The organism is Paenibacillus rhizovicinus (genome assembly GCF_010365285.1).
Classification (GTDB): domain Bacteria; phylum Bacillota; class Bacilli; order Paenibacillales; family Paenibacillaceae; genus Paenibacillus_Z; species Paenibacillus_Z rhizovicinus.
In genome coordinates this window covers 5,651,264-5,675,462 of sequence record NZ_CP048286.1, presented here as the reverse complement: position 1 = coordinate 5,675,462, position 24,199 = coordinate 5,651,264, and the positions used below count along the sequence as shown (strand labels likewise).

Genomic DNA, 24,199 nt, shown 5'->3' with positions numbered 1-24,199 from the left:
GCGCCCCCTAAAGCAATTCATCGGCCTACGCCCGGGGCGTTCTCCCATGTCTGCTTTAAGGGGCGTGCGTCACTCTTGTATGGCGTTCTTATTTAGCTGCCAAGTAAGCGTTGATCTGCTTTTGCGTTTCGTCGATGACGTCCTGCAAGCCTGCGGCCTTCATCTTCTTCATGATTTCGTCTTTGACGGTATTGATATCCGTAACGCCAAGGCCCAAATTCTCGCCGTATTCGTTCATAACGGCTTGGAGCTGGCTGATTTGGGATTTGATCTTGCTTTGGTCCAGCGTAAAGCCGACGAACGGACTGATCTCCGACTTGCTGTCCCATGTTTTCAGTTCCTCGATGTCCGATTTCGCATAGTTGGACGAGAAGCGGGCTAGGCGAAGGTCGTTCCACATCCAGACGTCCGTGTTGTATTTGTCGGCATCCGCGATGCTGCTCGTGTCGACGGCATTGTCGGCCAATTTATAGTTCGTGCCTTCCACGCCGTACGACCAGAGATCGAAGTTGGCTTGATCTTTCTTGATCCAGTTCATCAATTCCACGGCTTCCTTCACGTGCTTGCTCGTGCTAGGTACGGCCAGCATATTATCTCCGGCGGAGAAAATATAACGTTTCGTCGGTTCCAGGTAGACCGTTTCGACTTTGGCGCCAGGCACGTTCTTGGTCAATGCATCCACGCGCTCGGATGCTCTGAAAATATTCGCGCCCAGGGCTGCGACCTTGCCGTTATCGAATCCCGCTTCGGCGTCGTCGAGTTTGGAAGCGTCGGCAGAGATGATTCCCTTCGTTTTCCATTCTTTCTTCTTGTTCACGATATCGGCAAAGGCTTGCGTATCCAAGAATGATTTCACGGTGTGCGTCGAATCGGCCGGATCGACGTAAACCGGGTACATGCCGCCGTCGCCGATCGGGAAGTAGTAGTTGGCGTAAACCGGGAACAACGCTTGCGTGTTGGAGCCGACGAATGCGTACATGCTCGGATCGTTCTTCATGACGGCTTGGAAATACGACTCCAGCCCATCGAGCGTCGTGATTTTCGGAATGCCGTACTTCTCGCGCAGATCGCCGCGGATATCGAATACGTTATTGAAGCCCGTCATCGGAATCGCTCTGGCGATCGCATATTGTTTGCCGTTGATGGCGCCGCCCTTGAGCACGTAATCCGGCGTATTCGCCAACAGGTCGGGACCGTCGGACTTCAATTCGTCGTCGATCGGCTGGTAGACCTTCTTCGCGACCAGATCGGACAACGTGCTGCTGTGCGCCCAAGCCAGATCGTACTGCGTGCTGCCGGCAACGCTGAGCGCAAGCTTGTTCCAATAATCGTCGAGGTACTTGATATCGACTTCGATGTTAAGTCCGTCCGCTTTCAGCTTGTCGTTGATCGCCTTCAGAACGGCCGGCGCCGCGGTCGATGCTTGTCCAGGGAATGCGGCGGTGAGTTTCACGACTTCCGCGCTTGACTTGCCGTTGTTCGAACCGGAAGCGGCCGTCCCCGAATTATTGCTTCCGTCCGATGCGTTGTTGTTATTGGAACCGCAGCCAGAAAGCACGAGAGCTGCCATTGCCAAGATGCTCATACCCGTAAACGCTTTTTTGAACTTTTTCATTTCCATCTCTCCCCTTTGTCAACAGCTGGATGTGAAGCGATTTTTATACCGCTGTCGATTGAGTATAAAAACGTTCCCCTTGCATGAAGTGCGAGATGCTATCACAAAAATCTAATTTTCATTAGATTGATGCCAAGATGAAAGTTACCCTTTGACCGCGCCGACCATGATGCCCTTGACAAAAAAGCGCTGAACGAACGGATAAAGCAAGATAATCGGTCCGATCGTCACGAACAAGGTTGCGACCTGGAACGTCGCCGCCGGCATGTCGGTTCCGCCCATGGCCCCGTTCTGGCGAACGAAGTCCATGATGGATTTGATCCGGTAAAGCATATATTGCAGCGGATAGAGATGCGTATTATCGATAAACCACAGCGCGCTCGACCAATCGTTCCAATACATGAGGCCGATGAACAGCGCTACGGTCGCAATGATCGGCTTCGATAACGGAAGGACGATTTGGACGAATGTCTTCAGCACGCCGCAGCCGTCGATTTCCGCCGATTCGACCAGCGAAATCGGCACCGTCGCGAAGTAGTTGCGCATCAGGAACACGTTAAACGGCGATACCAGCAGCGGTACGATGAGCGCCCACACGGTGTTCTGCAGATGAAGAATCTGGGTGCAGACCAGATACCAAGGCAGCGTGCCGGCGTTGAAGATCATCGGCAGGTAGAAGAACATGGCGGCCCAGTTGCGGTACCTCACGCGCTGTATGGACATCGCGTATCCGGCCATGCCGCAGATGAACAACGAGAGCGCCGTGCCGACGACCGTGACCAGAATGGAGACGCCGTAGCCGGTATAGATGAAATCGTTGCGAAACACCATTCGGTATGCCAGCGTCGAGAATTGCTCGGGTATGAGTTGATAGCCGTTAAAGAGAATGCTTTTTTCGCTGCTGAGCGAGACGATGAACGTCACGATAAACGGATATATGCAGCACACGGCAAACGCGAACAGGATCAAATGAATCACAACCTGCGCAATCTGCTCGCCAGTAGAACGCTTATGCATCGAAACCCTTCCTTTCCGCTTCCGGTACGGCTAGAATAGCGCGCTATCCTTGTTGTATCGTTTCACTAATGCATTCGATCCAAATACCAAGACGAAGCCCACTACGGACTGATACAACCCTACGGCAGCGGTCGGCCCGAAATCGGCGGCCTGTTTGATCGCGCGGAAAATGTACGTGTCGATGACATCCGTATGCGCGAATAACAAACCGTTATCCCCGACGATGGAGTAGATGGTGTCGAAGTCGCCGCGCAGCATGCTTCCTATGCTCAGAAGCGTCATGATGATAATGACGGGCGTGAGCATCGGCAGCGTAATCGTCCTGATCTGCTGCCAGCGCGTCGCGCCGTCGAGCGAAGCGGCTTCGTACAAATGATCGTCGATGCCGGCGATGCTGGCGAGATAGATGATGGACGAATACCCGGCCGTCTTCCAGATGTGGGTTCCGATAATGATCCAGCCCCACGGTCCCGACACTTGCGACCAGACGATCGGATCATGCCCGAAGAGGTGGAGAATCTGATTGGCAATCCCGTTCTGGTCGGAGAATACGATATCGGTGACGAGCTTGCCGACGACGACGGCAGAGAAGAAATAAGGCAGAAACATCATGTTCTGATAAAATTTCGTCGCCAGCTTCGAGCGAATTTCGTTCAAGAGAATCGCGAAGAGCACGCTCACGAAGGTCGTCCAGACCAGATAGTTCAAATTAATGAAGATCGTATTGAAGGTCGTGCGGTACGCGTAAGAGCTCGTAAAGAAAAATTTGAAGTTATCCCAGCCGACGAACGGGCTCTTAAATCGATCGACGAAATTAAAATCCTGAAACGCCACGATCATGCCGGGCATCGGCAAATAGGAAAACAAGAACATGATTAACGCGGCCGGCAGCATCATCAGGTAGTAAGGATAATTCCGTTTCATGTCGACGACAAACGCATTCCTTCTCTTGCCGACCGCGGGATTGTCTAAAGTCTCGACGCTTTTCATGCTGAACCTCCCCTTTCGGATAACGATTAGCCGGTCCGGCTAACCCGCAGCTCGTGCTTCCCTGCATTCGCGATCGCCACGGCGATCGATCCCTCCCGCACGGCCGTCGTCACCGGTTCGCCGTCGAGCGTGACGACGAAAGCATCGTCCGCCGGCTGCGGCAATTCCACGTTCACCGACCAGCCGGGCTGTTGCAGCTCGAAGCGGTAGACGTCCCCGTCGCCGGAACGGCTGACCTCGATATCGAGCGTGTTGGCGCGTTCGCCAAGGCCGAGTTGAACCTGCTTGGCCGACATGTCGTTCCAATCGTCCGGAAACCTAGGCCGCAGCGTCAATGATTGCCGGTATGCGTCGGGCTTAATGCCGAACATGAACGTCATCAGCGGCCAGGTCATGCCATAGTTCGTCCATGCCTGCACGAAGCAGCCGTAATCCGGCGACATTTCCGAAATCGATCCGGGAAGGCGCTTGTTGAAGGTGGAGGCGATGAGACGGATCATCCGCAGCGATTCGTTCATCCGGTCGTACCGGGCTTCGGCTACCGCCTGCACGCCGGTCGATATCGTCATCATCTGATCGCGGTACATGCCCGACAGGTACGTTCCCCATGGACCCGTGAATTCGTCCGTCGCCATGCGATCCAACGCTCGGACCGCTTGCTCCCGGGGAGCAAGACCGGTTTCCATCGGCGTGTTAATGACCCAGTTCTTGAAGAGCCACGGCCGCTCGCTCGCCGGATCAAGACCCGACAATTCCGCCTTGATTGCCTCCAAGTCACGTACCGCGTCAAGCGCCCCGAAGTTCTGCGCACGTTCGATGTAAATGTCGATCCGGCTTGCGATCTTGCCTGCCGGCGCCATCGCATCGGCATACAGCCCTTCCTTGTCGATCCACAGGTCTCGATTGATCTTATCGCCGAGGCGTGTCGCGAGCTGCCCGTAATTCGCCCGTGCTTCTTCTTCGCCGAACAGCTCGGCCATATTGGCGCCCGCGAGCAGCGCGGACCACGTATAAACCGCGGAATCGATCAGCTCGACGTTCAGGCCTTCGATTTCAATGATGCCGTAGCCTTCGGGCAGCAAATCTCCGTCCGGATCCATGTCTTCTAGCAGCCAGGACAACCCTTTCTTCACCGCCGGATACATGCGTTTCAGGAAATCGATGTCCCCTGTCCATTTGAACACTTCCCATGCGCATTGGATAAAATGGGCAGTTTCCTGCGTGTTGCCCGGATTGGCTACGAGTCCGCTCGTCGACAATTCGTGTATGATCCGTCCGTTGCCGTTCGCTTCCTCCGAAGCCTTCAAAATCAGCGACAGCGTCTCTTGCGCCATCTCAAGTCCGCCCACGGACAGTAAGCCTAGCAGCGTATAGCTGTTGTCGCATCCGAACCACCACGGATACTCCGGATGGCCGGCGCCCATGCCGCGCCCGACGTCCGGCACTTCCCGGACGAACCAGTCGTTATGGAACTTCACCCAATCGAACACCTTCTGCACATGCTTGTCGGGAATGTCCAAGACGGTCCGCTTGGCGATTTCCTCGTACCTGCACCGCTTGGCCTCCCATAACTGCTCGCGGTTATCCCGCAGGTTCGCGAAAGTTTGCAGGGCGTCTTGCTCGGAGCGATTCGATCCCGCCATATAGAAATGGATCGTCTCTGAGCCTCCGGCCGGAATCGACACCTTCTCGTAAACCAACGAGCCGCTGATGCCTTTGCCTGACGTCCAGTGCGGGCCGAACATTTCTCTTCCGACCTTTCCTCTGCTGCTCTTGCGATCAGCGCCGAGGACGAAATGCCACGGATTGCGCTCGTCCTTCGCGAGGAACAGGCCGGCCTCCTTGTCTATGCGCCCTTCGTCCATGCCGTCCACGATATCTTTGCCTTCGGAGAACCAGACGGGGCTCAAATCGGTTCGGGCCAGCATGTTGAGATCCAAGCTGCGGCTGCGGCCGCTCAAATCGCGGAGGATGTAGGTCACGATAATGCCCTCGGCATCGTCCGGACAGAACTGACGCCGCACGACCTCGAGCTCGAGCGGCTCGAGCCGGTACCGGTGCTCGTTGTAGAACGGATAGTTATGGAACGAATCTGATTCCGTCAGCCACATGGCGGTTGAACCATTCGACGCGGCTCCGGCTTCGCGATCGCCGATATGCAGCCAGAAGCCGTCCAGCAGCTTGATCGGGTGGAGCCAAAGTCCGCCCATCTCGAGTTTTACGTGATGCCCGAAATCGGGAAAGCCTCCGTTCTGGCTTCCTACCATATAAGTGCGGTTGCCGGCGCATATATAGAGGTCCTGCCAGGATAAACCTCTCGTTGCTCGCATTTCATGATAAGGGTCTAGAACCGGTCCGAGATGAAGATCGAACTTGTTATCAGGAATGGTTTGAAGCATTTCCTCTGCCTCCTTCGATAAACGAAAATTCCGAAACGTTTCGGATTGCAGCCATAAAAAAAGGCGAAGCAATTGTTGGATTTTTTGTTTAATTGGACCAATTTAAGCGCATTCATTTTACCGAAACGTTTTGGAAAAACCGGATAAAAAAAGCGCCTTACCGCTAACTCTCGTTGTCCATTCTTAGAGGCGCCGTGCTTTCTCGAACCATCAATTCATTATTCAACACGATTTTATGATTTACGTGCCTGTCCTCAAGCAAGTCGATCAACAGCTGCGCCGCCTGGTAACCCATCTCGTACCTATCTTGGCGAATCGTCGTTAATTTGGGAGACGAGTAGGATGCGATCGCTATGTCGTCATAACCCACGATGGAGAACGTGTCCGGCACTTTCCGCCCGCTCCGCTCCACGGCCCGCAGCGCTCCGAGCACCATCAAGTCGCTTGCCGAGAAGACTGCCGTCACTTCCGGATGATGCAGCATGATCCGGTACATCGCATCGCTGCCGCCTTCTTCCGTGAAGGCCCCGTTAAGGACGAGCTCCGGTTTGAACGGTATGCCATGCGCTTCAAGCGTCTTGCGGTAACCTTCCAGACGGTCCTTGCTGACGGCGGCGTCGTTATGTCCGTTGATCATCGCGATATTACGGTGGCCTTGCTCGATCAAGTGCATAACGGCCTTGGCGGCTCCCGCAACGTTATCGGTGGTCACATGGCCGACATTGTTACCTTCGGCCGGTATATCGATCAGGACGCAAGGGAATCCGGTATCCTTCGTGACTTCCTGCAAATAAGGGTCATTCACGCGCAAGCCCGATATAATCGCGCCATCCACGTTTCTTTCTTTGCACAAATCGCCGTATGACTTCGAAATCTGTTTCTTCGGGTTGGTACTGAACAGCATGATTTCGTAATTCAATTCCGATGCCCGGTCGTTAATGCCGCATAAAATTTCGAATGCCAATGCGTCTTTGGCGCCGGCTCGATTGATTTCGGATATAATGACTCCGATGGAGCGCGATTTCTTCGTAACCAAGCTGCGCGCAAGGACGTTGGGCCGATAATTCATTTCCTTCGCTGCGAGTAAGATTTTCCGGCGGGTCTCTTCATTAACGTCATAGTAGCCGTTCAACGCTCTGGAGACGGTGGTGACGGAGACGCCGGCATATTGAGCCAAATCCTTAATGGTAGTCAACCGCCTGCTCCTTTCGATCCGAAACGTTTTCGGTTCCTTGTCACTCATTATATTCCAACCATGAAAGCGTATGCAACACTTTTTTTTGACATTTTTTCTTCCGTGGGGAAGAATGCGCCGCGGAGTCCAGCTCATGGTCGTGGCGAACCGTGATTGATGAACATAGAATGCTAGTAATCTATGAAACGTAATCATCGAGGTGATAGGTTTGCCACTAACGGAGTTCCAAAGAAAGAAGATCAAGCAGTCGCATGGGATGCTTCCCTTAACGTTCGTCCCGAACAGAGGACAGATAGCCGACAACCGGATTGCATTTCAATCGCAAGCACAGGGCACCCGCTTCGCCTTCGGCGCGGGCAAGGCATGGATGACGTTCTGGACACAGTCGGACGACGACGCAGGAAAGTCCAGCAGCAGCACGGACAGTGCAGGTTTGGGACAGCCCGACAGTGCGGACGACGTAGGGTCAGGACCGCAACAAAGTTTAGACGGCATCACGCTCGCCTGGACGTTCCGCGGCGCTCGGGCAGATGCCGTGCCCGAGGGGCTGGAGCCCGAGCCAGGAACGTTCAGTCGCTTCAGCGGGAGTGATCCGGCGCGCCATTACTCAGGTCTGCCTCTGTACAAGCACGTGATCTACCGCGAGCTATGGCCTGACATCGACATGGACTTCTACGGACAAGAGGGACGATTGAAATATGATGTCCATGTGCGTCCGGGCGGACGTATCGAAGACATTTTGCTTCACTGCGAAGGGGCAAACGGATTGCGGCTGGACGAGGCTGGCAATCTGTTAATCTCCACGCCTCACGGCACGTTGACTGACCTGAAGCCTGTCGCTTATCAAGAGCAGGACGGGAGAACCCGGAGCTTGGCGTGCCGATTCGTCCTTCATCCCCAGGCAGACGGAAGCTATACGGTCGGCTTCGCGCTGGAAGAGGACCTCGATCCCTCGCTGCCGCTCGTTATCGATCCGATCCTTGCCTACTCCTCCTATCTTGGAGGAAGCGACAGGGACTCGGCATCCGCCATGGCGCTGGATGGAGACAGATGCGCCTACGTAACGGGCTATACCTTCTCAGCCAATTACCCGCTTACGCCCGGCGCCTTCGACACCACCAAAACCGGGGTTGACGTCATGGTGACCAAGATTAACCCGGAAGGAACGGCGATCCTGTATTCTACCTTTCTTGGAACGGGTACCGCTACGTGCATCTGCGTTGACTCGTCCGGCCATGCCTATGTGTCGGGCAGCATACAATCGCTGGATTTCCCCACCACGCCCGGTGCCTTCGAGACCGTAGCGACGGCGGCGTTCGCGATATTCGTCACCAAATTCAATCCGACCGGGACGGCGCTCGTCTACTCCACCTTCTTGGGCGGCAACACCTTCAGCGGCGGAAGCGGCATCGCGGTCGATGATTCCGGCTGCGCCTATCTTGTCGGCGCTACAGACTCGGCCGACTTCCCGGTCACGTCCGGCGCGTTCCAGACGACGTTCGGAGGCTCTGGCGACGCGTTCGTCACCAAGTTCAATCCGGACGGAAGCGGGCTAATCTATTCGACGTTTCTAGGCGGAAGCCAGGGCGAGGGCGCCAGGGCGATCGCGATCGACAGCGAGGGAAACGCCTACGTTGCGGGAAGCACCTTGTCCACGAATTTCCCGGTCACCGCCGGGGCATTCCAAACGACGGCGTCATCCGGAATCAAGATGTTCGTCACGAAACTGAATGCTGCCGGCTCGGATCTCTATTACTCCACCTATCTCGGCGAACCGTTATTGAATTACGCGTACAACATCGCGATCAATGACGCGGGCAACGCTTATATCACGGGACAGACCTACTCCGCCAATTACCCCGTTACGCCGGGAGCCTTCAATACCGAATTCGTGCCGCCGAATATGGCCGTCGTAACCAAGTTGAATCCGACAGGAAGCGCGCTTGTCTATTCGACGTTTCTGGGAGGAAGCGGCGACGATTTCGGCAGCGGCATCGTCCTGGATGCCGCCGGCAATGCGGCTATCGTCGGCATGACCTCGTCGCTCGACTTTCCCGTTACGCCCGATGCCATTCAATCCGATCTTGCCGGCGAGAAGGATGCATTCATCACCGTGATCGACCCGGACGGCTCTTCCCTTGTCTTCTCCACCTACCTCGGCGGAACCGGACCCGCCCCGTTCGTGGGTGAGCGCCCAAGCATCGCCATAGACGCCGCCGGCAGCCTGTATGTCGCGGGCACTACGGCCTCGCCTGATTTTCCTGTTACGCCCGGGGCGTTCCAACCGACTTTCGGCGGTTTCTATGATATTTTCGTCTCGAAAATCCAATTCTCCGCCGCGTTCACCACAGGCGTCTTGCCGAATGCCGCCGCGGCCGGGCTCGCCGCCTCCGCCGTGAAGCTGATCGTCAGCAACGATAGTTCGTCCAGTACCGCGATTATTCGAATCGCAGCCTTTGTCGTGAACGGAACAAGCCGAATTACATTCGCTGCCGAAATGATGAGCGTGCCGTCGGGCACCGCCTTGACTCGTAGCTATAACGTGGAATCGTTCGATGCCTTCGAAATCCAATACGAACTCGACGGACCTGGATACGGCGATACCGTCGTCTCCGTATTCCCGGTGGACGCAGGCGGCAACCCGCTCCCCGCCATGCGAGTGCTGCAAGCGGAAGCAACGCCGATCTTCAGGCTCACGCGAACTGACTGACCACGAATTAGAAAGGAGGTTACACGCATGCCAACATTTAGCAGCGGACCAATTCTTAATACGGGCACAAGCCCTTCCACCGTTCTGAACATCATTGTCAGTAACGAAGACCTGACAGGAACGGCGACGATCGAGCTGGAAGTCTTCCTTGTCGGTCTGAGCGCGACGGCGACGCCCAAAATCCCCGTCCTCCATCAGCTGTTCTCGCTTCCCCCCCTCGCCGTTACGACGAGGACTGCCGCTATTGCCGGTTTCCCTGCTTATGAGACGCAATTGAACGTGACGGGCTCGAACGTCGTCATCGACGTCTTCGCTTCCGATGCGGCCGGCAACATGAATGCTGCCCAGCGGGTGCTGCAAGCGGAGCAATCGCCGATCTCGGCGATTACCCCCGTTCTTTGACCTTGATATAAAAGCAGACAAAAGAAGAGATTGTCCCCTTCCAATCGGGACAATCTCTTTCGTTTCGTCATGGCTTGATTAATCCCCGCATCTCCTCTCCAGAACGATGACCCAGTCCTGGAACACTCTCGTCTGGCTGCATCTCCACTTTCCTTCTTCGCTGGGAACGACCCGCCCCATATCATGCTCTTCGCCAGTGGACGGATCGAAGAAAAATACGCGGTAAGGCACGTCGGCTTCGATGGCTTGCACCTCGAGTCCGCCCGCCAGATGGAACGGGGCGTAGATGACGCGAATTTGCCCGGGGATTCCCGAGGCGTGCGGCCTGGCGAACACGGGAGCTTCCGCGAGTTCGGCGGGCAGCCACTCCGGATGAGGTTGGAACGACCACCATTCGTAGCGCGACAACAATTTCTTGCCGAGCCCGACTTGCCCGGATCCCGGCAGCCGAGCGGCATCCTTCCAGGACGTATGGCCCCAAGCGACTCCGGTCGGCGAGGCGCCGTAAGGCAGTTCTTCCGAGTTCACCTGCCAAATCCCGTTCGCCCCGTAGGTGTGGCCGCAAGCCCCGTTCAGCATGCAGGACCAGAATACGTAGCGCTGCACGTCCTGCAAGCTTGACCCGCCGATTCCTTCGTAATTGACTTCCGAATTGATAACCGGCATTCGCGGTTCCCGGGCGACGGAATCCCGGACCATCTTGACGGTCGGTTCGAGCGAGTGATATCCACCATGCCCGGTCTGAAGCATATCGAGATCAAGAATCGATGCATCCTCCACCATATTGCGGCCGTATTCGGTCGGATGGATCGTCAACAGCCTGCCGTAAGGATCCGTCTCTCGGACATAAGCGGCGATTGCTGTCCACTCCTGGCGAAGGCGCGCTTGGTACGACTTCTTCAGCTCGGGATTCTTGAACGAATCCGATTGATAGTACGGCATGTCCGCCTCCCCGGCGAGACACCAAGCCACCGGATAGGCGCCGTATCTGGCAATCAGATACTCCCATTGCTTGCGGATGACGTCCTGGCCGGCGAAGTCGAGGTAGTACCCCCAACAAGCAACCAGACACGGCAATAGACCCGATTCGACCATCCACTCGATCTTCGGATCGGCTGCATCGAAGAACGCCGGGTTGATCCGGGCGAACCCTGGCTCCCAAGCTTGACCGCCTTCGTTCGCGCCTCTCGGATCGAAAGGTCCCATGTCCGGATACAGCCCCATAACGACTTGAATGACGGTAAACCCTTTGTCGACGCGGTCTTGCGCGAGCCACTTCACGTCCGCGGGCCATTTCAACCGGTTCGTAAGCGCCATCCACCACGTATCGCCAAGCCAGAAGAAAGGTTTCCCGTCCGCATGTTCAAGATACTGGCGACCCGAAGCAGCCCGAGGGCTTCCATGCCGGTACAGCGGATTGTCCCCGGCGTACGGGACGATTGCGATCGTTCCCTCTTGCCCGTGCAGATTCCGATCGCCTTGATCGGTGCATGCGGTACGATACCGATGGATTCCGATTTGCGCGGACGAGTAACGTATTTTCCATGTTTGGCCGCCGGCCCAGAAACCGGGAACGATGCGCTCCTTGCCGTCAGGCGACGTTACGAGCGCTTGCACGCGGATCTCGTTAAACGGATCCGCATGCTCCTTGACGGACGTAAATACCCATTCGGTTACGACATTCTGCATCACGTTCAACATGATCGATCCCTCCATTTGAGAAGATGTGACGCTCGGTTCTCACAGGTAGTCATGGGCACTGGTTTGAACGATCCGTGTCTAATCTTTCGTCGTGTCCTGCATGCTGCAAGCCCGTTGGAAGCGTTATCAATAGCATTCAACTTCTCCCGCGAATTTCCTTCGTCAAGGCATGGTTTGAATGAAAAAGCAGCGTACGGATAAATGCCGAACAAGTGTAGACGATTACCCCCTACGGCTGGGCTGTCAAATCCTATATTATGGAAAATGAAGGAAGTAGATTTTACTAATGTGAGGTGATATCGCTGTGAGAAGAGGCGCCTTATGCGTCACGACGATCTTGCTTGCGACGGCGCTAGTCGCGTGCAACAACGAGAAGCAGCCGTCCGGAACAGAGGAGCAGCCTGCGACTGCGACATCGGAAGACAGTGCAACGAAAGTTCCCCTGGTGTTCGCTTCGCTTGGCGAACTTCCTCAACAAGTGAAGGACGATGTAACGAATCATTTCAAAAATGATGACATCACGTTCTTGCCCGTCAATTTCAACGGTCTGGAAGATCATGCGGTAGACGATACATTCCCGGATCTGGTATTGGATATCAATCATCTGGCTACGCCGATTGATATTTGGGAGCAAGTCCGACTCGATTTAACCGATTTCATTCACTTGCAAGACATGGATCTCAATGTGTTTGATGCGGGGCTGATCGAACGACTCAATGCTTACGACAACAAAGAAGAGCATATTTACGAATTGCCGTTTTCCCGAAGCTACAGCGCTCTATTTTATAATAAGAAAGCATTCGATGCGATGAAGATCGCTTATCCGCATGACGGAATGACGTGGAAAGACGTTGCCGAATTGAACAAGCAATTCGCCGGATCGAGCTATGTCGGATTTACGCCGTACACGAGCGATATCAGCATCTTGAATATGATGGACGAGTACGGCTTGCATTTCCTCGATGCGACAACGGATCATTCGACCGTAACAAGTACGAAGTGGGTGGAGCTGGCGACGCAAATCCATGATCTGATCGCGCCAGCAGCTAACCAGGGGACCGAGGCAGGCAACCCGTCGTCCGCACGATCGCTGTTTACGTATAGCGGCAGCATCGCGATGGCGCTTGGAGACGGAACGGATCTGTTGGCGGAAGGAGCGAAAGGCGGACAGGATCTCGACCTTGTCAGCTTCCCGACCTTTGAGGAGGGAACCAAGATCGGACCGTTCCAGCTGTCGACTACGCTATACGTTTCGTCGACTTCCAAGCATGCGAAGGAAGCGTTCCAAATCATCGCTTACCTGTTGTCGGAAGAGAGACAGTTGGAATATGCGAAAGAAGGGTTCGGCCCCGCCGTTCGCACTGCTGGAACGATGGAACAATTCGGCGCATCCGTCACTGGAACGGCCGGCAAGAACGTGCAGGCATTCTTCGAGAATTCTTTCCAGCCGTATTCGGAAACAAGCAAGTACGAGAATGCAGCTTTGCAAGTCGCGGTGCAGCAAATTCCGGGCCTGGCGAATCCGAATGTAAGCGTTGAGGAATTCTTGCGGCAATTGGACGGCATGATCAACAGCGCCGTCGACGACAGCAAGGCCGCGAAGTAGCCACCAAATAGATGTAAGCACGCTCCTCAGCCGATCGATTCCGATCGGCTGCTTTTGGTTCCTTTATTGAACGATCATGCCCCTACGCCATGCATGAGTAAATCCTATTTTCCGGAACTAAAGAATAGGTACCGATTAGAGCAGCGCTATCGCTGTCCCGACCGCATTTTCGATAAACGATCGGTCCGGCTTTGCCTTCAGCATCACGGTGATTCCAATTAACGAAACCACTAAACCTTGAGCTAATGCTTTGGCATTGTTCTCTTTATTAAGCTCGCCCGAGCGGATCCCCCGTTCTATCTCCTCCTGAAACAAGGCAGCCAGATAGGTTTGATGTTCGCGCGTAATGATTTCGAATTTCTGATTTCTGTGCGCAAGTTCAACCATCGCATTGATGCAGAAGCATCCCGGACTGGATTCTCCTTGGTACGATTCGTCGACTAGACCCATGAAATACGAATAAAAGGCATCCCGGACAGAAGATTTGCTATGAAGCTTCTCCCTAACGTTGGAAGCATGCCATTGCGTGTACTTGCGTAAAGCTTGCTCAAACAGTTGTTCTTTATCACCGAAAGCTAAATACAGGCTAGGTCGCTGAATGGCCATTGCCTCCGTCAGATCGTTCAGAGACGCTGCCTCAAAACCTTTTTCCCAAAACACTCGCATCGCGGCACGAAGAGCCTCCTCCTTATCAAACTCCCGAAGTCGGACCATTGCAAAGCCTCCCTTATTATACTGATTGGTACAATAAAAATCATAGTACCAAGCTGCCGAAATGTCAAATATACGTTCATTAACCCTTGACTTCACGAGTATGAAGCCGTATTTTAATTTCATGCACATATTGTACTGATCAGTATATTATACTATTCAGTAAAATTAGAATGGAGTGTGAATAACCAGATGGCACAAGCAAAATCCAATGAAAGCTATGAAGCAGAGCCAGTCGATCAGCAGTCGTATTCCGTTCGTCAACCCGCTGTCATGTCACGCCGTTTAGCGTTATTGTTTGCCATAGCCTGCGGACTGGCTGTCGCTAATGTGTATTACGCGCAGCCCCTGCTTGACGTTATTTCAAGTGAATTCGATATCGGACGTTCGTCGGCGGGTATCCTTATTACGATCACGCAAGTGTCTTATGCTATAGGCCTCTTGCTGCTCGTACCTCTTGGTGATTTGATGAACAGACGCTGGCTGATCCCAGGGCAAATGTTCTTGTCCGTAATCGCGTTAATCGCCATCGTTCTTTCCCCGGGACCAGGTGTATTATTATCAGGCTTGGCGGTCGTAGGATTGTTGGCCGTTGTCACGCAAACACTCGTTGCTTATGCCGCATCCTTAGCAGCCCCCTCTGAACGGGGGCGGATAGTCGGGCTCGTAACTAGCGGCGTTGTCATCGGCATTTTGCTTGCGAGATCCGCTGCCGGGCTATTAACCGATCTCGCGGGCTGGCGTTCAGTCTATCTGTTCTCCTCGGTTTGCATGCTTATTACTTCCGTGACGCTGCTTCGGGTTCTACCTCAGGAACATCGCAAAGTATCATTGAGCTATATCCAACTGCTGCGTTCGGTAATGGTCTTGTATCGAGAGGAACCTATTCTGCGCGTTCGCTCTTTGCTCGGATTGCTAATTTTTACAGCCTTCAGCATCTTTTGGACCTCGCTTGTTTTGCCGCTCAGCATGCCTCCGCAATCGCTCTCGCATTCTGCGATCGGGGCCTTTGGTTTGGCTGGGGTTGCCGGAGTACTGGGCGCGACTCGAGCCGGACGTCTTGCCGACCGCGGACTGGGACAGCATACAACAGGAATTGCGCTCGCCTTATTACTGGTCTCGTGGCTGCCGATCAGCTATGCCAACCAATCGCTAACCGCTCTTGTTGCTGGTATACTCCTATTCGATCTTGCGGTTCAAGCCGTTCACGTCACCAACCAAAGCATGATATTGAAGGTCCGTCCCGAAGCACGCAGCCGGCTTACAGCAGCGTATATGATTTTTTATTCCGCCGGCAGCGCCATGGGTTCAATTGCATCTACAAGACTATACGCCTATGCAGGTTGGATCGGGGTGTGCCGGCTTGGAGCAGGCGTAAGCGCGTTAGCCCTGTTGTTGTGGGCCGTCACCAAACGCCGAAGTCGTGAATAGCGCACAGAAAAAAGAACTTCGAGCCACGGCATTCACGCCGCAGGGAGCTCGATGCTTGGTTTAACAGGAGATACACGCGGTAGAGCAATCGAGCGGTCTCCGCTCTTAGCGAACATGAAAAAAGGATTGCGCGGCGCGTGGCCGGCAATCCCTTGAACTGTCCCGCTGTCATTTCATAAACTCATAAACTCGTTAGCACGTTATCTCGTTACTATCTCGTGTACAGCGTCGGGAAATATTCCTCTCTGTCGAAGCGCATCCCCGGTACCGGACGACCGGCGAGCAGACGGAGATTGTCGTGCTTCTGCCGTACGTCGCGGAAGTACGTATCGCCCGGCATCAAGTGCGCTACGACCGACAACCGCGCCTCGTTCGTTAAATTCGGACCGGAGCCGTGGAAGGTGAGCGCATGATGGAAGCTGGCTTGGCCGGCCTTCAGAATGCACGGTTCTTCAACCCAGTCCCGCGTGGCGAATTTCGCCTTCAGCTTGCTCATGTCCTGTTCGAAGAACGTGTCGCTGCCTTCTACCGCGCCCCATTTGTGCGAGCCTAGAATCGTCATCATGCCGCCGTTCGTCAGGTCCGTATCCTGCAGCGCGATCCATACCGTGACCATGTTCGACGTGCTGCTGACCTTCCAATAACCGTAATCCTGATGCCAGCCCACGTTGCCGGCTTTCGTTTCCTGCCCGTCCGTGCCCGGCTTGTAAATGACTTGATCATGCCACAACCGGATGGAATCCTCGTTCAGCAGATCAGCAGCCATATGGCCCAAATTGCGGTCGGTCACGACAGCGCGAATTTCGTCGTTGATCCACCAGCCGTTGTCGAGCTTGCGGATCGCCAGCGGGTTCTCCGGCAGCGAATAGTGGTAGAACGGCAAGCCGTGACCGTCGTGCTTCTTGCTCCAGACGCGCTCATGCGCATCGCGCAGGCGCTGAATCGTATCGTCGTCGATCAGCTTCGGGCTGATCCAGTAACCGTCCTCGTTAAATCGCTGTTTATCCGCTTCCGTTACTTGATAGGGAATCACGCTCATTGTAGAATCGCCTCTTCTTTCTATTCGCATAGGTAAATGTATCCGCTTCCTATTCACATTGTAAGCGCCGAAGCGCTGCATTGACTTCCGAAAAACTATCAAATAGGATTAGAAACAAACAGATGATCAGAAACAAGCAACAAAGGAGCTGGAAGCCATGCCCCGCAGCAAAAGCGATTCCGCGCGTTGGGTGTACGAATGGGTGAACGCGGGCGAATTCGCCTGTTTTCCCGAGCTGGAAATGATGGGCTTCGACCGTTTTCAGGAGGCTTCGCCGCTCTCCGATCATCGGCATGATCGCTGCTTCGAGTTCGTCTATGTCGAGAACGGCAAATTGGCATGGGAGGTCGATGACGGGCACTATCCGACCCATGCGGGGCAATGCTTCCATACGAAGCCGGGCGAATGGCATCGAGCCGGATCGAATTACGTGGAGCCGTCCAGCATTTGGTGGATCATCATGGTCGATCCGGGCGAAATGCAAGGCTGGCTCGGATTCGGCGAAGCGGATCGGCTCCGCATCCAGGCCGCGCTCGGCGCGCTGCCGCGAATCGTGCATGCGGATATGCGCATCCGCGAGCAATTTCTGAAGCTGCGCGGCATTATCGAACACGGTACGGCAGCCGACTTGTTCCGGGCGAGGCATTATTTGCTGGATATCTTGCTGCAGCTGATCTACCCGCCCGTCGCGCGGCAAATCCCGCTCGATCTGCACGAGGCCATGCTCGCGCTCACCGAGGAAATCGAAGCCGAGCCCGAGCGGCGCTGGGCGAACAAGGAGCTGGCCGCCAAAGTCGGCGTCAGCGAATCGCATTTTTACCGGCTGTTTCAAGATATGCACGGGCAGTCGCCCGCGAATTACATCGACCGCCTGCGGATGAACCGGGCCTGCGGCCTGCTTCGCATGCCGGGCGCGAGCGTGACGGGCGTCGCGATGGACCTCGGGTACAAGACGAGCCAGCATTTCGCAACGGTATTCAAGAAGTATATCGGCGTATCGCCGACGCAGTGGCGTATGTAGAAGCAGGCGATTCCCGGAAGAATGCGGATTAGGAACTGCCGGCCAAGGGGATATATTCGTCATCCCGTTCGGCGCTCAATTCCGGTTCAGAACGGTGATCGAAGACGACGGTGAACGTAGTCCGTTCCGGGCCCGATTCGAAGGTAATCGCTCCGGCGTTGCGTTCGACGATTTGTTTGCAGATCGCAAGGCCGAGCCCCGTGCCGTCGGATTTGGTCGTGACGAAGGGGTCGAATAGATTCGGCCGTAGATGAGGGCGTACTTCCTGCCTTGGATCCTGAGCTGCTCCAGATCGTAAAAGAGCGGGTACGCTCGTTCCATGCGGTTTATCCAGCCCTCGATCATGTTGTCCTGCCGGGTGTCAAAAAAACGCCTGAGTTCACTCATAGAAATCGCTCCGTTTGGAATGAATTATAGTAACTTACCTATTCCCTAAGCCGACTCGATTTCCTTTAATGAAGCCACATACTTTTTGTACCAATCGTTGATCCGAGGAACGTTCGGCCGTGCGGCTTCTTGGTTACGCCAGACTGTTCACGTGCTTATAAAAAGAGGGCTGCCCAGCGTCATCTAGGATGACTTACGGGGCTGCCCCTTTGAATTCAGTGAATCTTCTCCTTCGGCTCGGCGGAAGAACCGTCCGCGGGCGGCTTCGGCTTCAATGCGGACACGGTCAGCAGCAGGAGCGGCATGAACAAGCCGAACGTAAGCGAGTAGAACGGCCAGATTTCGGCCGCGAACACGCGGAAATAGACGATATTCGGATAGACGACGATCGACAACACGCCTAGCACGATGCTGCTTGGCACGAGAAGGGGACGATAGGTTCGCAGGCGGAACAGCTGGGCCATGCCGAGTATCGAAGCATAGAAGCAGAGGGCCAGCTTGAAGAAGATCGTCAGAAACCAAATGATCGCCACCAATACCTCGATGCGCTGGAGAAACTCCCCGACTTGAATTTTTTTGGCCAATGTATAGCTTGGAAAGGTGTGTCTGGCCGTGAAATCCCATCCGAGGACGAACACGCATAGGATCGTCACGACGATGACGATCACGCCGCCGAGGAGCCCCCCCTTCATGAAGGCCGAGCGGATTTTCTTCGGTTTCGTAACGTACGGATAGACCATCAGCAAGACGACGAGTTCCATGTAGGGAATGCTCAGAACGGACAAGCTTCCGTGGATAATGCCTTTGACTCCGGTTTCGAACATCGGCTGTATGCGGTCCAATTGTATTTGAGGAATCAGGAACACGATCAACACGATGATCAGCACGGCGATCCACGGCAGGAAAATCTCCGACGAACGCGCAATGACTTCCAAGCCCAAGCTCACGCCCATGACGGCCGCAAGCAGGAACAACGCATGCACGACTTGAATCGGCGTCTCGGGCATGACGATCGTCGTAATGAAATCGCCTACGTTCCGAAGCACCAATGCCGACAGGATAAAAAAATACGACAGGAAGAGCGCGCAGGCGACCTTGCCCAGCCACCGGCCGAGAATGGCTTCGGTATATTGCATTAATGATTGGTCAGGGTATCTCGAGCCCAACATGCTGTAGAGGAAGATGACCGCCATGCCGCCGGCAACCCCGGCAACGGCGGCAATCCAGCCATCCTGCTTGGCGATGGACGTCAGCGCGGACGGCACGATCAGAATGGTACTGCCCAAGGAGAACAATAGCGTAAGGATCGAAAATTGCCGCGGGTTGATTTTGCCTTTCTCGATCATTTCGCCCATTTCGCCGATACCTTCTTTCCGTGTATTATTCAAGCGTGGACAGAATGGTCCTGCTCATCGGCTTGTACAGCGCGGTAATCCAATCAAGCGGGTTCGGGATGGGCATATGCAGGTATTCGGCCACGCTGAGCAGCATGCCGAAAGCCAGCAAGAACGTAAACAGCCACAGCTCCTTGAACTGTCCGGCGCGTCTGAGCCGCGGGTACTCGTAGAACGCGGTTCCGGCGAGGATGATCAAGACGATCCATTCCAACTCATTCCTCCTCCATTCGCTCTAGGAAGGACTGCACGACCGAACCTGTGCGGCGGATTTTGGCATCTACCGTCAGATGCACGGGCAGATGGACGAACTCGTCTTCCCAGTGGTCCTCCAGGCGGCGCCACACTCTGTAGTCGGCCCGATGAATCGCGGATCCGAAACCGAAGATGTCCGCTTTGTAAGCTTTAGCCCGCATGACGGAAGATGCCATGGTCGCCTTGATGCTATCGCTTAATTCCTTCTCGAGCAATGCCATCGCCTCGTTCGTGCCCAAATCCATGCCGCACTCCACCTCCCCCACATTGCCTTCCGCCCTGACGGTCACTTGGATTTCCGGATGTCCGTTCACGATCTTCCCTTTGATTTTGTGGGTCGCATGAATCAATTCAATGGCCAGATCGCCGCCTTTCGGACACGGGAGCCGAATGATCGTGCTTTGGATGTTTCCCAGTATGTAGTTATAGCCTTTGCTTTGTTTATCGCTCAGCCACCCCACGAGCTTATCCTTGCGAAACACGGCGAGACTCTCGTATTTCAGCAGCGTCTGCGGACTCACATGATCTAAATTGGATTTCGCTTCCCCCTGATTGATGTGGCCGATGATACGGACGCCGGGCAGAACGGGATCCTTGCCCAGGTCAACCAAATCAAAGATCAGCTGGTGCAGATCGACCGTAGACGTCACGCCCCAGTTTCGCTCGGAAGCCTCGAGAGAGGAGAACAGCTTATCGGTCGGAATTTTCTCCAGCGGCGTCAGGATTCTCAGCACGTCGGTCGCAGAAGCTCCCTTAGCTATGACGATGTAGAAATCCGTCCGCAATTCATGGTCGCGGGAGAGGGAGTCCAGCACTTTCGCGATGCCTTCCCTGGCCAGTTCCTCCCCGATGACGAGAATGCGCAAATGGGACGAATAAATCTTACGCGGCGTCGCCGTCGTCATGGCGCGAATCGATTCAAAGATCGTGTGCCCCTTGGACAACTGGACCGTGACCACCGGCACCCGACCGCCTCCGCCCTTCGAAGCGGAGATTTCCGATGCATTGATCAACTGGACCGATACGTTGTATTGATTGCGATACTTATCGAATCCGAAGGCCGTCGCAATGGAGATCTCGTTGAGTTCTTTCCGGTTCCAGCACCCTGTCAACGTCGCGGACGACAGGAGCAGAAGCGCGGACAACAGCAATTTGCGCAGCAGCATGGCTTGAATCATCGCCTTTCCAATCTGTAGATGAAGGGCCGCTATGGCGCAGGTTAAGGCGAAGAACGTTTCTTTTGCCGTTTACGGTCATTCGGGCTGATCATGTGCTGACGCGTCATGAGCATCCATTGAGGCAATCGGAAAATATTATCCTTCTGATCCTCCATGATGAACGGCGCGAACGGCGCCAGATAGGGCACGCCGAACGAACGCAGGCTGCAAAGGTGCAGCACCATGATAATGACGCCGGTCAAAATGCCGTACAATCCGAAGGAAGCGGCGAGCATCATTAGCACAAAGCGAATCATACGGATCGAAATGCCCATGTTGTACGACGGAATGACGAAATTCGAGATTGCCGTGATGGATACGACGATGACCATCGCCGGGCCTACCAACCCCGCGTCGACCGCCGCTTGTCCGATAACGAGCGCCCCGACGATCGATACGGCCTGCCCCACCGTCCTCGGCATGCGAACGCCGGCTTCCCTCAGGATTTCGAAGGTCACTTCCATCAGTAACGCTTCGATGAACGCGGGAAACGGAATCCCTTCCCGCTGCGCCACGATGTTGATGAGGAGCGGCATCGGAATCATCTCTTGATGAAAGGTCGTGATCGCGATGTACGCAGCCGGTCCGAACAAGGCTATGAACGTGCAAACGTACCGGAGTATCCGAAGGAGCGTGCCGATGTCCGCGCGTTGATAATAATCCTCGGCCGTTTGCAGGAAATGGGTGAATAAAGCCGGCACGAGCAGCACGAAAGGCGTTCCGTCGACGATAATCGCCACCCGTCCCTCCAACAGGGCGCCGGCGACCGTATCCGGACGTTCCGTATTGTAGATCGTCGGAAAAGGCGTAAACGTCTCGTCTTGAATCAACTCTTCGATGTAGCCGCTCTCCAGAATCGCATCGATGTCGATCCGATCCAAGCGGAGGCGGACTTCTTCCACGACCTTGTCGTCCACGATTCCTTGAATGTACATGAGGGCAACGTCCGTATGCGTAACGGTGCCTACCTGTCTCGTCTCCAGCCACAACCGGGGATCCTTGATTTTGCGCCGGATCAAAGAGGTATTCGTACGCAGCGTTTCGGAGAATCCTTCCCGCGGACCCCTGACGACCGATTGGGAGGTAGGCTCCGTGACGCCCCTGTCTTCCCACTCGCTCGTGCTGGCAATGATTCCCTCCGAATAACCTTCCACGAGCACCGCGGTTTCGCCGGATAAAATTCCGTGGCAGAGTACTTCGTAATTGAATGCAGCCTTGATATCGCCGATCTTGAGCATGTACATTCGGATCATTTCCAGGGGTTCGGTCTCGTCCGAGAGTTGTTGAAACGCCTGCGTCTCGACGCTGTCGGCAAGCAGCGACTCCAGCAGGTCCTTCGGATTGGCCAGCCCGTCGACGTATACGACCGCGGCCGAATGCGGCTGCAGCTTCGTCATGATTTTAAAATGGCGAACGATAAGATCCGTGCTGTTGCCAAGCAAGGACCGGATGACGCTCAAGGTGACTTCAAGCTCCGCGTTCAATTCTTGCTTAACCGTGTTCTCATCTATGTCCTGCAGCTTAACCACCTAATCCTTAACAGATTAGGACCTAATATTTCCATAAACCCTGTCGTTTAAACTTTTCTTGCCTCCTTCCCCTATTCAAGAAGGAAAGATTCGGGCCATGCTGTCCGTCCCATATGGCAGAGCTACTTTCGCTCCTTATCACGCCCCCGATTGCTTGCACCCGCCATCAAGCGCGCCGTTGGAAAAAACAGCCTTCGGCTTCCCCCGGCAGATACGGTATAATGAAATTTCACATCTTTAGAACGACTGACCGGGGGTATCCCAAATTATGCAACTCTCTTCCTATCCGAAAGAAATCAAAGTCTTCCTGCTGGCCAGCCTCGTCAATGCCATCGGAAGCGCGCTCATGTGGCCGCTCGTGACGATGTTCGTCTTCGACGAGCTTGGCCGAAGCATGAAGGACGCCGGACTCGTCATTCTGATTCAGTCGATCGGCGGCATTGCCGGCCAGCTGCTCGGCGGCTCGCTGTACCACCGGATCGGCGTCAAAAAACTGATCATCGGCGCGCTCGCCTTGAACGCGGCCGGATTGCTGCTGCTTCCCGCGCTCAGCCATTCATGGCCCGTCTTTATCGTCATGATGGGACTGATCGGCCTGTTCAACGCGCTCTCGATGCCAGCCATTCAAGCGTTCATCGGGTTTCGATTCGCCGACCGGCGGGGCGAGCTGTATAACGTCATCTATATCGCCAACAATATCGGCGTCGCCGTCGGCACGGCGCTAAGCGGGTTTCTCGCGGACGTCTCCTATTCGCTCAGCTTCATCCTGAACGGCGTGTCGTCGGGCGTGTTCGCGGTCTTTTTCTTATTTTATTTGAAGCAAGTCGGGACAGGCGGCGAAGGCGGAAGCCCTATGCTCAAGAAACGGGCATCCCAGGAAGCCGGAATCTGGCCGTTATTGACGGACTATCGCATCTACTTGTTCATGGCGCTCGGGGCGATGCTCATCAATCTCGGCAACAGCATATGGAATACCGGCGTGTCTCCGTTCATTATCGAGCACGGCATGTCGAAGCAGATGTTCGGCTTCCTCTGGACGTTCAACGGGATTCTCATCTTCATCGCCCAGCCGGTCACGAACCTCATCAAACGAATGGCCGCCCGTTCCATCAAAGCGCAATTGACGGCCAGCGCGGTGTTCTACTTCCTTGGCTATGCCGTCATTCTGGCAATGCACAGCTTCCCGGGCATGGTGCTCGGCATGCTGCTCACCACGCTGGGCGAAATGCTGATCGCGCCGGCCATCCCGGCTTTCCTGAGCGAGAACGGCGGCCGCCATGCGCCGTTCTATCTCGGCCTTGCCGGCGGCATCGGATCGGCGGGCCGCGTCATCGGCCCTTACGTTATGGGCGGCCTCTACGACGGCGGCGGCCTGACGCCTGTCGCTTGGCTGGCGGTCGCGACCGCGGCGCTGGCGACGGGATCGTTCGTCGTGCATGCGGCGGTCAATCGCCGCAAGGAACCGGCAGCGGCGCAGAAACGCGAGACGCTGCACGTTTGATCTCAACAACCTAGGCGGATGAATAACAAGTTGATCGAACAAGCAAGAGAAGGTTAAGCCATTACTATGCGTTCCAAAC

General features: G+C 55.0%; 19 protein-coding genes. 6 read left to right on the top strand and 13 right to left on the bottom strand.

Translation table 11 applies throughout. From position 1 onward, the window contains the following. Positions 1 to 88 precede the first annotated feature (88 nt). The 5 genes from GZH47_RS25230 to GZH47_RS25210 form a co-directional block, all read right to left on the bottom strand. Positions 89 to 1,615 (bottom strand): ABC transporter substrate-binding protein, encoded by a 1,527-nt coding sequence (locus tag GZH47_RS25230; RefSeq protein ID WP_162643772.1) that lies wholly within the window; start codon positions 1,613 to 1,615, stop codon positions 89 to 91. A 144-nt stretch (positions 1,616 to 1,759) separates the two neighbouring features. Then, the gene (locus tag GZH47_RS25225) at positions 1,760 to 2,632 is read right to left on the bottom strand and encodes a carbohydrate ABC transporter permease (protein WP_162643771.1); all 873 of its coding nucleotides are present in this window, start codon (positions 2,630 to 2,632) and stop codon (positions 1,760 to 1,762) included. A 30-nt stretch (positions 2,633 to 2,662) separates the two neighbouring features. Next, positions 2,663 to 3,622, bottom strand: a complete 960-nt coding sequence (locus tag GZH47_RS25220; protein ID WP_225446205.1) for an ABC transporter permease — start codon at positions 3,620 to 3,622, stop codon at positions 2,663 to 2,665. 26 nt (positions 3,623 to 3,648) lie between these two features. After that, positions 3,649 to 6,021 (bottom strand): alpha-L-rhamnosidase-related protein, encoded by a 2,373-nt coding sequence (locus GZH47_RS25215; RefSeq protein ID WP_162643770.1) that lies wholly within the window; start codon positions 6,019 to 6,021, stop codon positions 3,649 to 3,651. Between the two features lie 163 nt (positions 6,022 to 6,184). Next, positions 6,185 to 7,216, bottom strand: coding sequence for a LacI family DNA-binding transcriptional regulator (locus GZH47_RS25210; protein WP_162643769.1), 1,032 nt, complete (start codon positions 7,214 to 7,216; stop codon positions 6,185 to 6,187). Between the two features lie 256 nt (positions 7,217 to 7,472). Here GZH47_RS25210 and GZH47_RS25205 point away from each other — a divergent pair, with 256 nt between their 5' ends. Together GZH47_RS25205 and GZH47_RS25200 are read left to right on the top strand one after the other, a co-directional pair. Beyond that, entirely contained in the window at positions 7,473 to 9,926 is a 2,454-nt protein-coding gene (locus GZH47_RS25205) for a DUF7948 domain-containing protein (protein WP_162643768.1), read from the top strand. A 27-nt stretch (positions 9,927 to 9,953) separates the two neighbouring features. Further along, positions 9,954 to 10,328 carry a hypothetical protein gene (locus tag GZH47_RS25200; RefSeq protein ID WP_162643767.1) on the top strand — a complete coding sequence of 125 codons (375 nt, stop codon included), beginning with the start codon at positions 9,954 to 9,956 and terminating at the stop codon, positions 10,326 to 10,328. Positions 10,329 to 10,406: 78 nt separating this feature from the next. Here the strand turns inward: GZH47_RS25200 and GZH47_RS25195 are convergent, their stop codons facing one another. Then, positions 10,407 to 12,029, bottom strand: a complete 1,623-nt coding sequence (locus tag GZH47_RS25195) for a glycoside hydrolase family 140 protein (RefSeq protein ID WP_162643766.1) — start codon at positions 12,027 to 12,029, stop codon at positions 10,407 to 10,409. Positions 12,030 to 12,333: 304 nt separating this feature from the next. Between GZH47_RS25195 and GZH47_RS25190 the strand changes: the two genes are divergently transcribed. Next, entirely contained in the window at positions 12,334 to 13,635 is a 1,302-nt protein-coding gene (locus GZH47_RS25190; RefSeq protein WP_162643765.1) for an ABC transporter substrate-binding protein, read from the top strand. Positions 13,636 to 13,770: 135 nt separating this feature from the next. Here the strand turns inward: GZH47_RS25190 and GZH47_RS25185 are convergent, their stop codons facing one another. Then, the gene (locus GZH47_RS25185; RefSeq protein WP_162643764.1) at positions 13,771 to 14,349 is read right to left on the bottom strand and encodes a TetR/AcrR family transcriptional regulator; all 579 of its coding nucleotides are present in this window, start codon (positions 14,347 to 14,349) and stop codon (positions 13,771 to 13,773) included. Positions 14,350 to 14,619: 270 nt separating this feature from the next. Here GZH47_RS25185 and GZH47_RS25180 point away from each other — a divergent pair, with 270 nt between their 5' ends. After that, positions 14,620 to 15,777, top strand: a complete 1,158-nt coding sequence (locus GZH47_RS25180) for an MFS transporter (protein WP_225446580.1) — start codon at positions 14,620 to 14,622, stop codon at positions 15,775 to 15,777. 211 nt (positions 15,778 to 15,988) lie between these two features. Here GZH47_RS25180 and GZH47_RS25175 read toward each other — a convergent pair whose 3' ends face one another. Further along, on the bottom strand, positions 15,989 to 16,816 hold the full coding sequence (locus tag GZH47_RS25175) for a phytanoyl-CoA dioxygenase family protein (protein ID WP_162643762.1): 828 nt from the start codon (positions 16,814 to 16,816) through the stop codon (positions 15,989 to 15,991). Positions 16,817 to 16,973: 157 nt separating this feature from the next. On the opposite strand from GZH47_RS25175, the gene GZH47_RS25170 reads away from it, so the two are divergent. After that, positions 16,974 to 17,837 carry a helix-turn-helix transcriptional regulator gene (locus GZH47_RS25170; RefSeq protein ID WP_162643761.1) on the top strand — a complete coding sequence of 288 codons (864 nt, stop codon included), beginning with the start codon at positions 16,974 to 16,976 and terminating at the stop codon, positions 17,835 to 17,837. A gap of 28 nt (positions 17,838 to 17,865) precedes the next feature. Here the strand turns inward: GZH47_RS25170 and GZH47_RS34430 are convergent, their stop codons facing one another. The 5 genes from GZH47_RS34430 to GZH47_RS25145 form a co-directional block, all read right to left on the bottom strand. Then, a complete protein-coding gene (locus GZH47_RS34430; RefSeq protein WP_162645422.1) occupies positions 17,866 to 18,171 on the bottom strand; it encodes an ATP-binding protein in 306 nt (101 codons plus the stop codon). A 268-nt stretch (positions 18,172 to 18,439) separates the two neighbouring features. After that, a complete protein-coding gene (locus GZH47_RS25160; protein ID WP_162643760.1) occupies positions 18,440 to 19,579 on the bottom strand; it encodes a GerAB/ArcD/ProY family transporter in 1,140 nt (379 codons plus the stop codon). Between the two features lie 25 nt (positions 19,580 to 19,604). Further along, on the bottom strand, positions 19,605 to 19,832 hold the full coding sequence (locus GZH47_RS25155; RefSeq protein WP_162643759.1) for a hypothetical protein: 228 nt from the start codon (positions 19,830 to 19,832) through the stop codon (positions 19,605 to 19,607). Between the two features lies 1 nt (position 19,833). After that, positions 19,834 to 21,051 carry a Ger(x)C family spore germination protein gene (locus GZH47_RS25150; protein ID WP_225446204.1) on the bottom strand — a complete coding sequence of 406 codons (1,218 nt, stop codon included), beginning with the start codon at positions 21,049 to 21,051 and terminating at the stop codon, positions 19,834 to 19,836. Positions 21,052 to 21,092: 41 nt separating this feature from the next. Next, positions 21,093 to 22,619 carry a spore germination protein gene (locus tag GZH47_RS25145; RefSeq protein WP_162643758.1) on the bottom strand — a complete coding sequence of 509 codons (1,527 nt, stop codon included), beginning with the start codon at positions 22,617 to 22,619 and terminating at the stop codon, positions 21,093 to 21,095. A gap of 268 nt (positions 22,620 to 22,887) precedes the next feature. Here GZH47_RS25145 and GZH47_RS25140 point away from each other — a divergent pair, with 268 nt between their 5' ends. Then, positions 22,888 to 24,120, top strand: coding sequence for an MFS transporter (locus GZH47_RS25140; RefSeq protein WP_192043543.1), 1,233 nt, complete (start codon positions 22,888 to 22,890; stop codon positions 24,118 to 24,120). Positions 24,121 to 24,199: the final 79 nt, after the last annotated feature.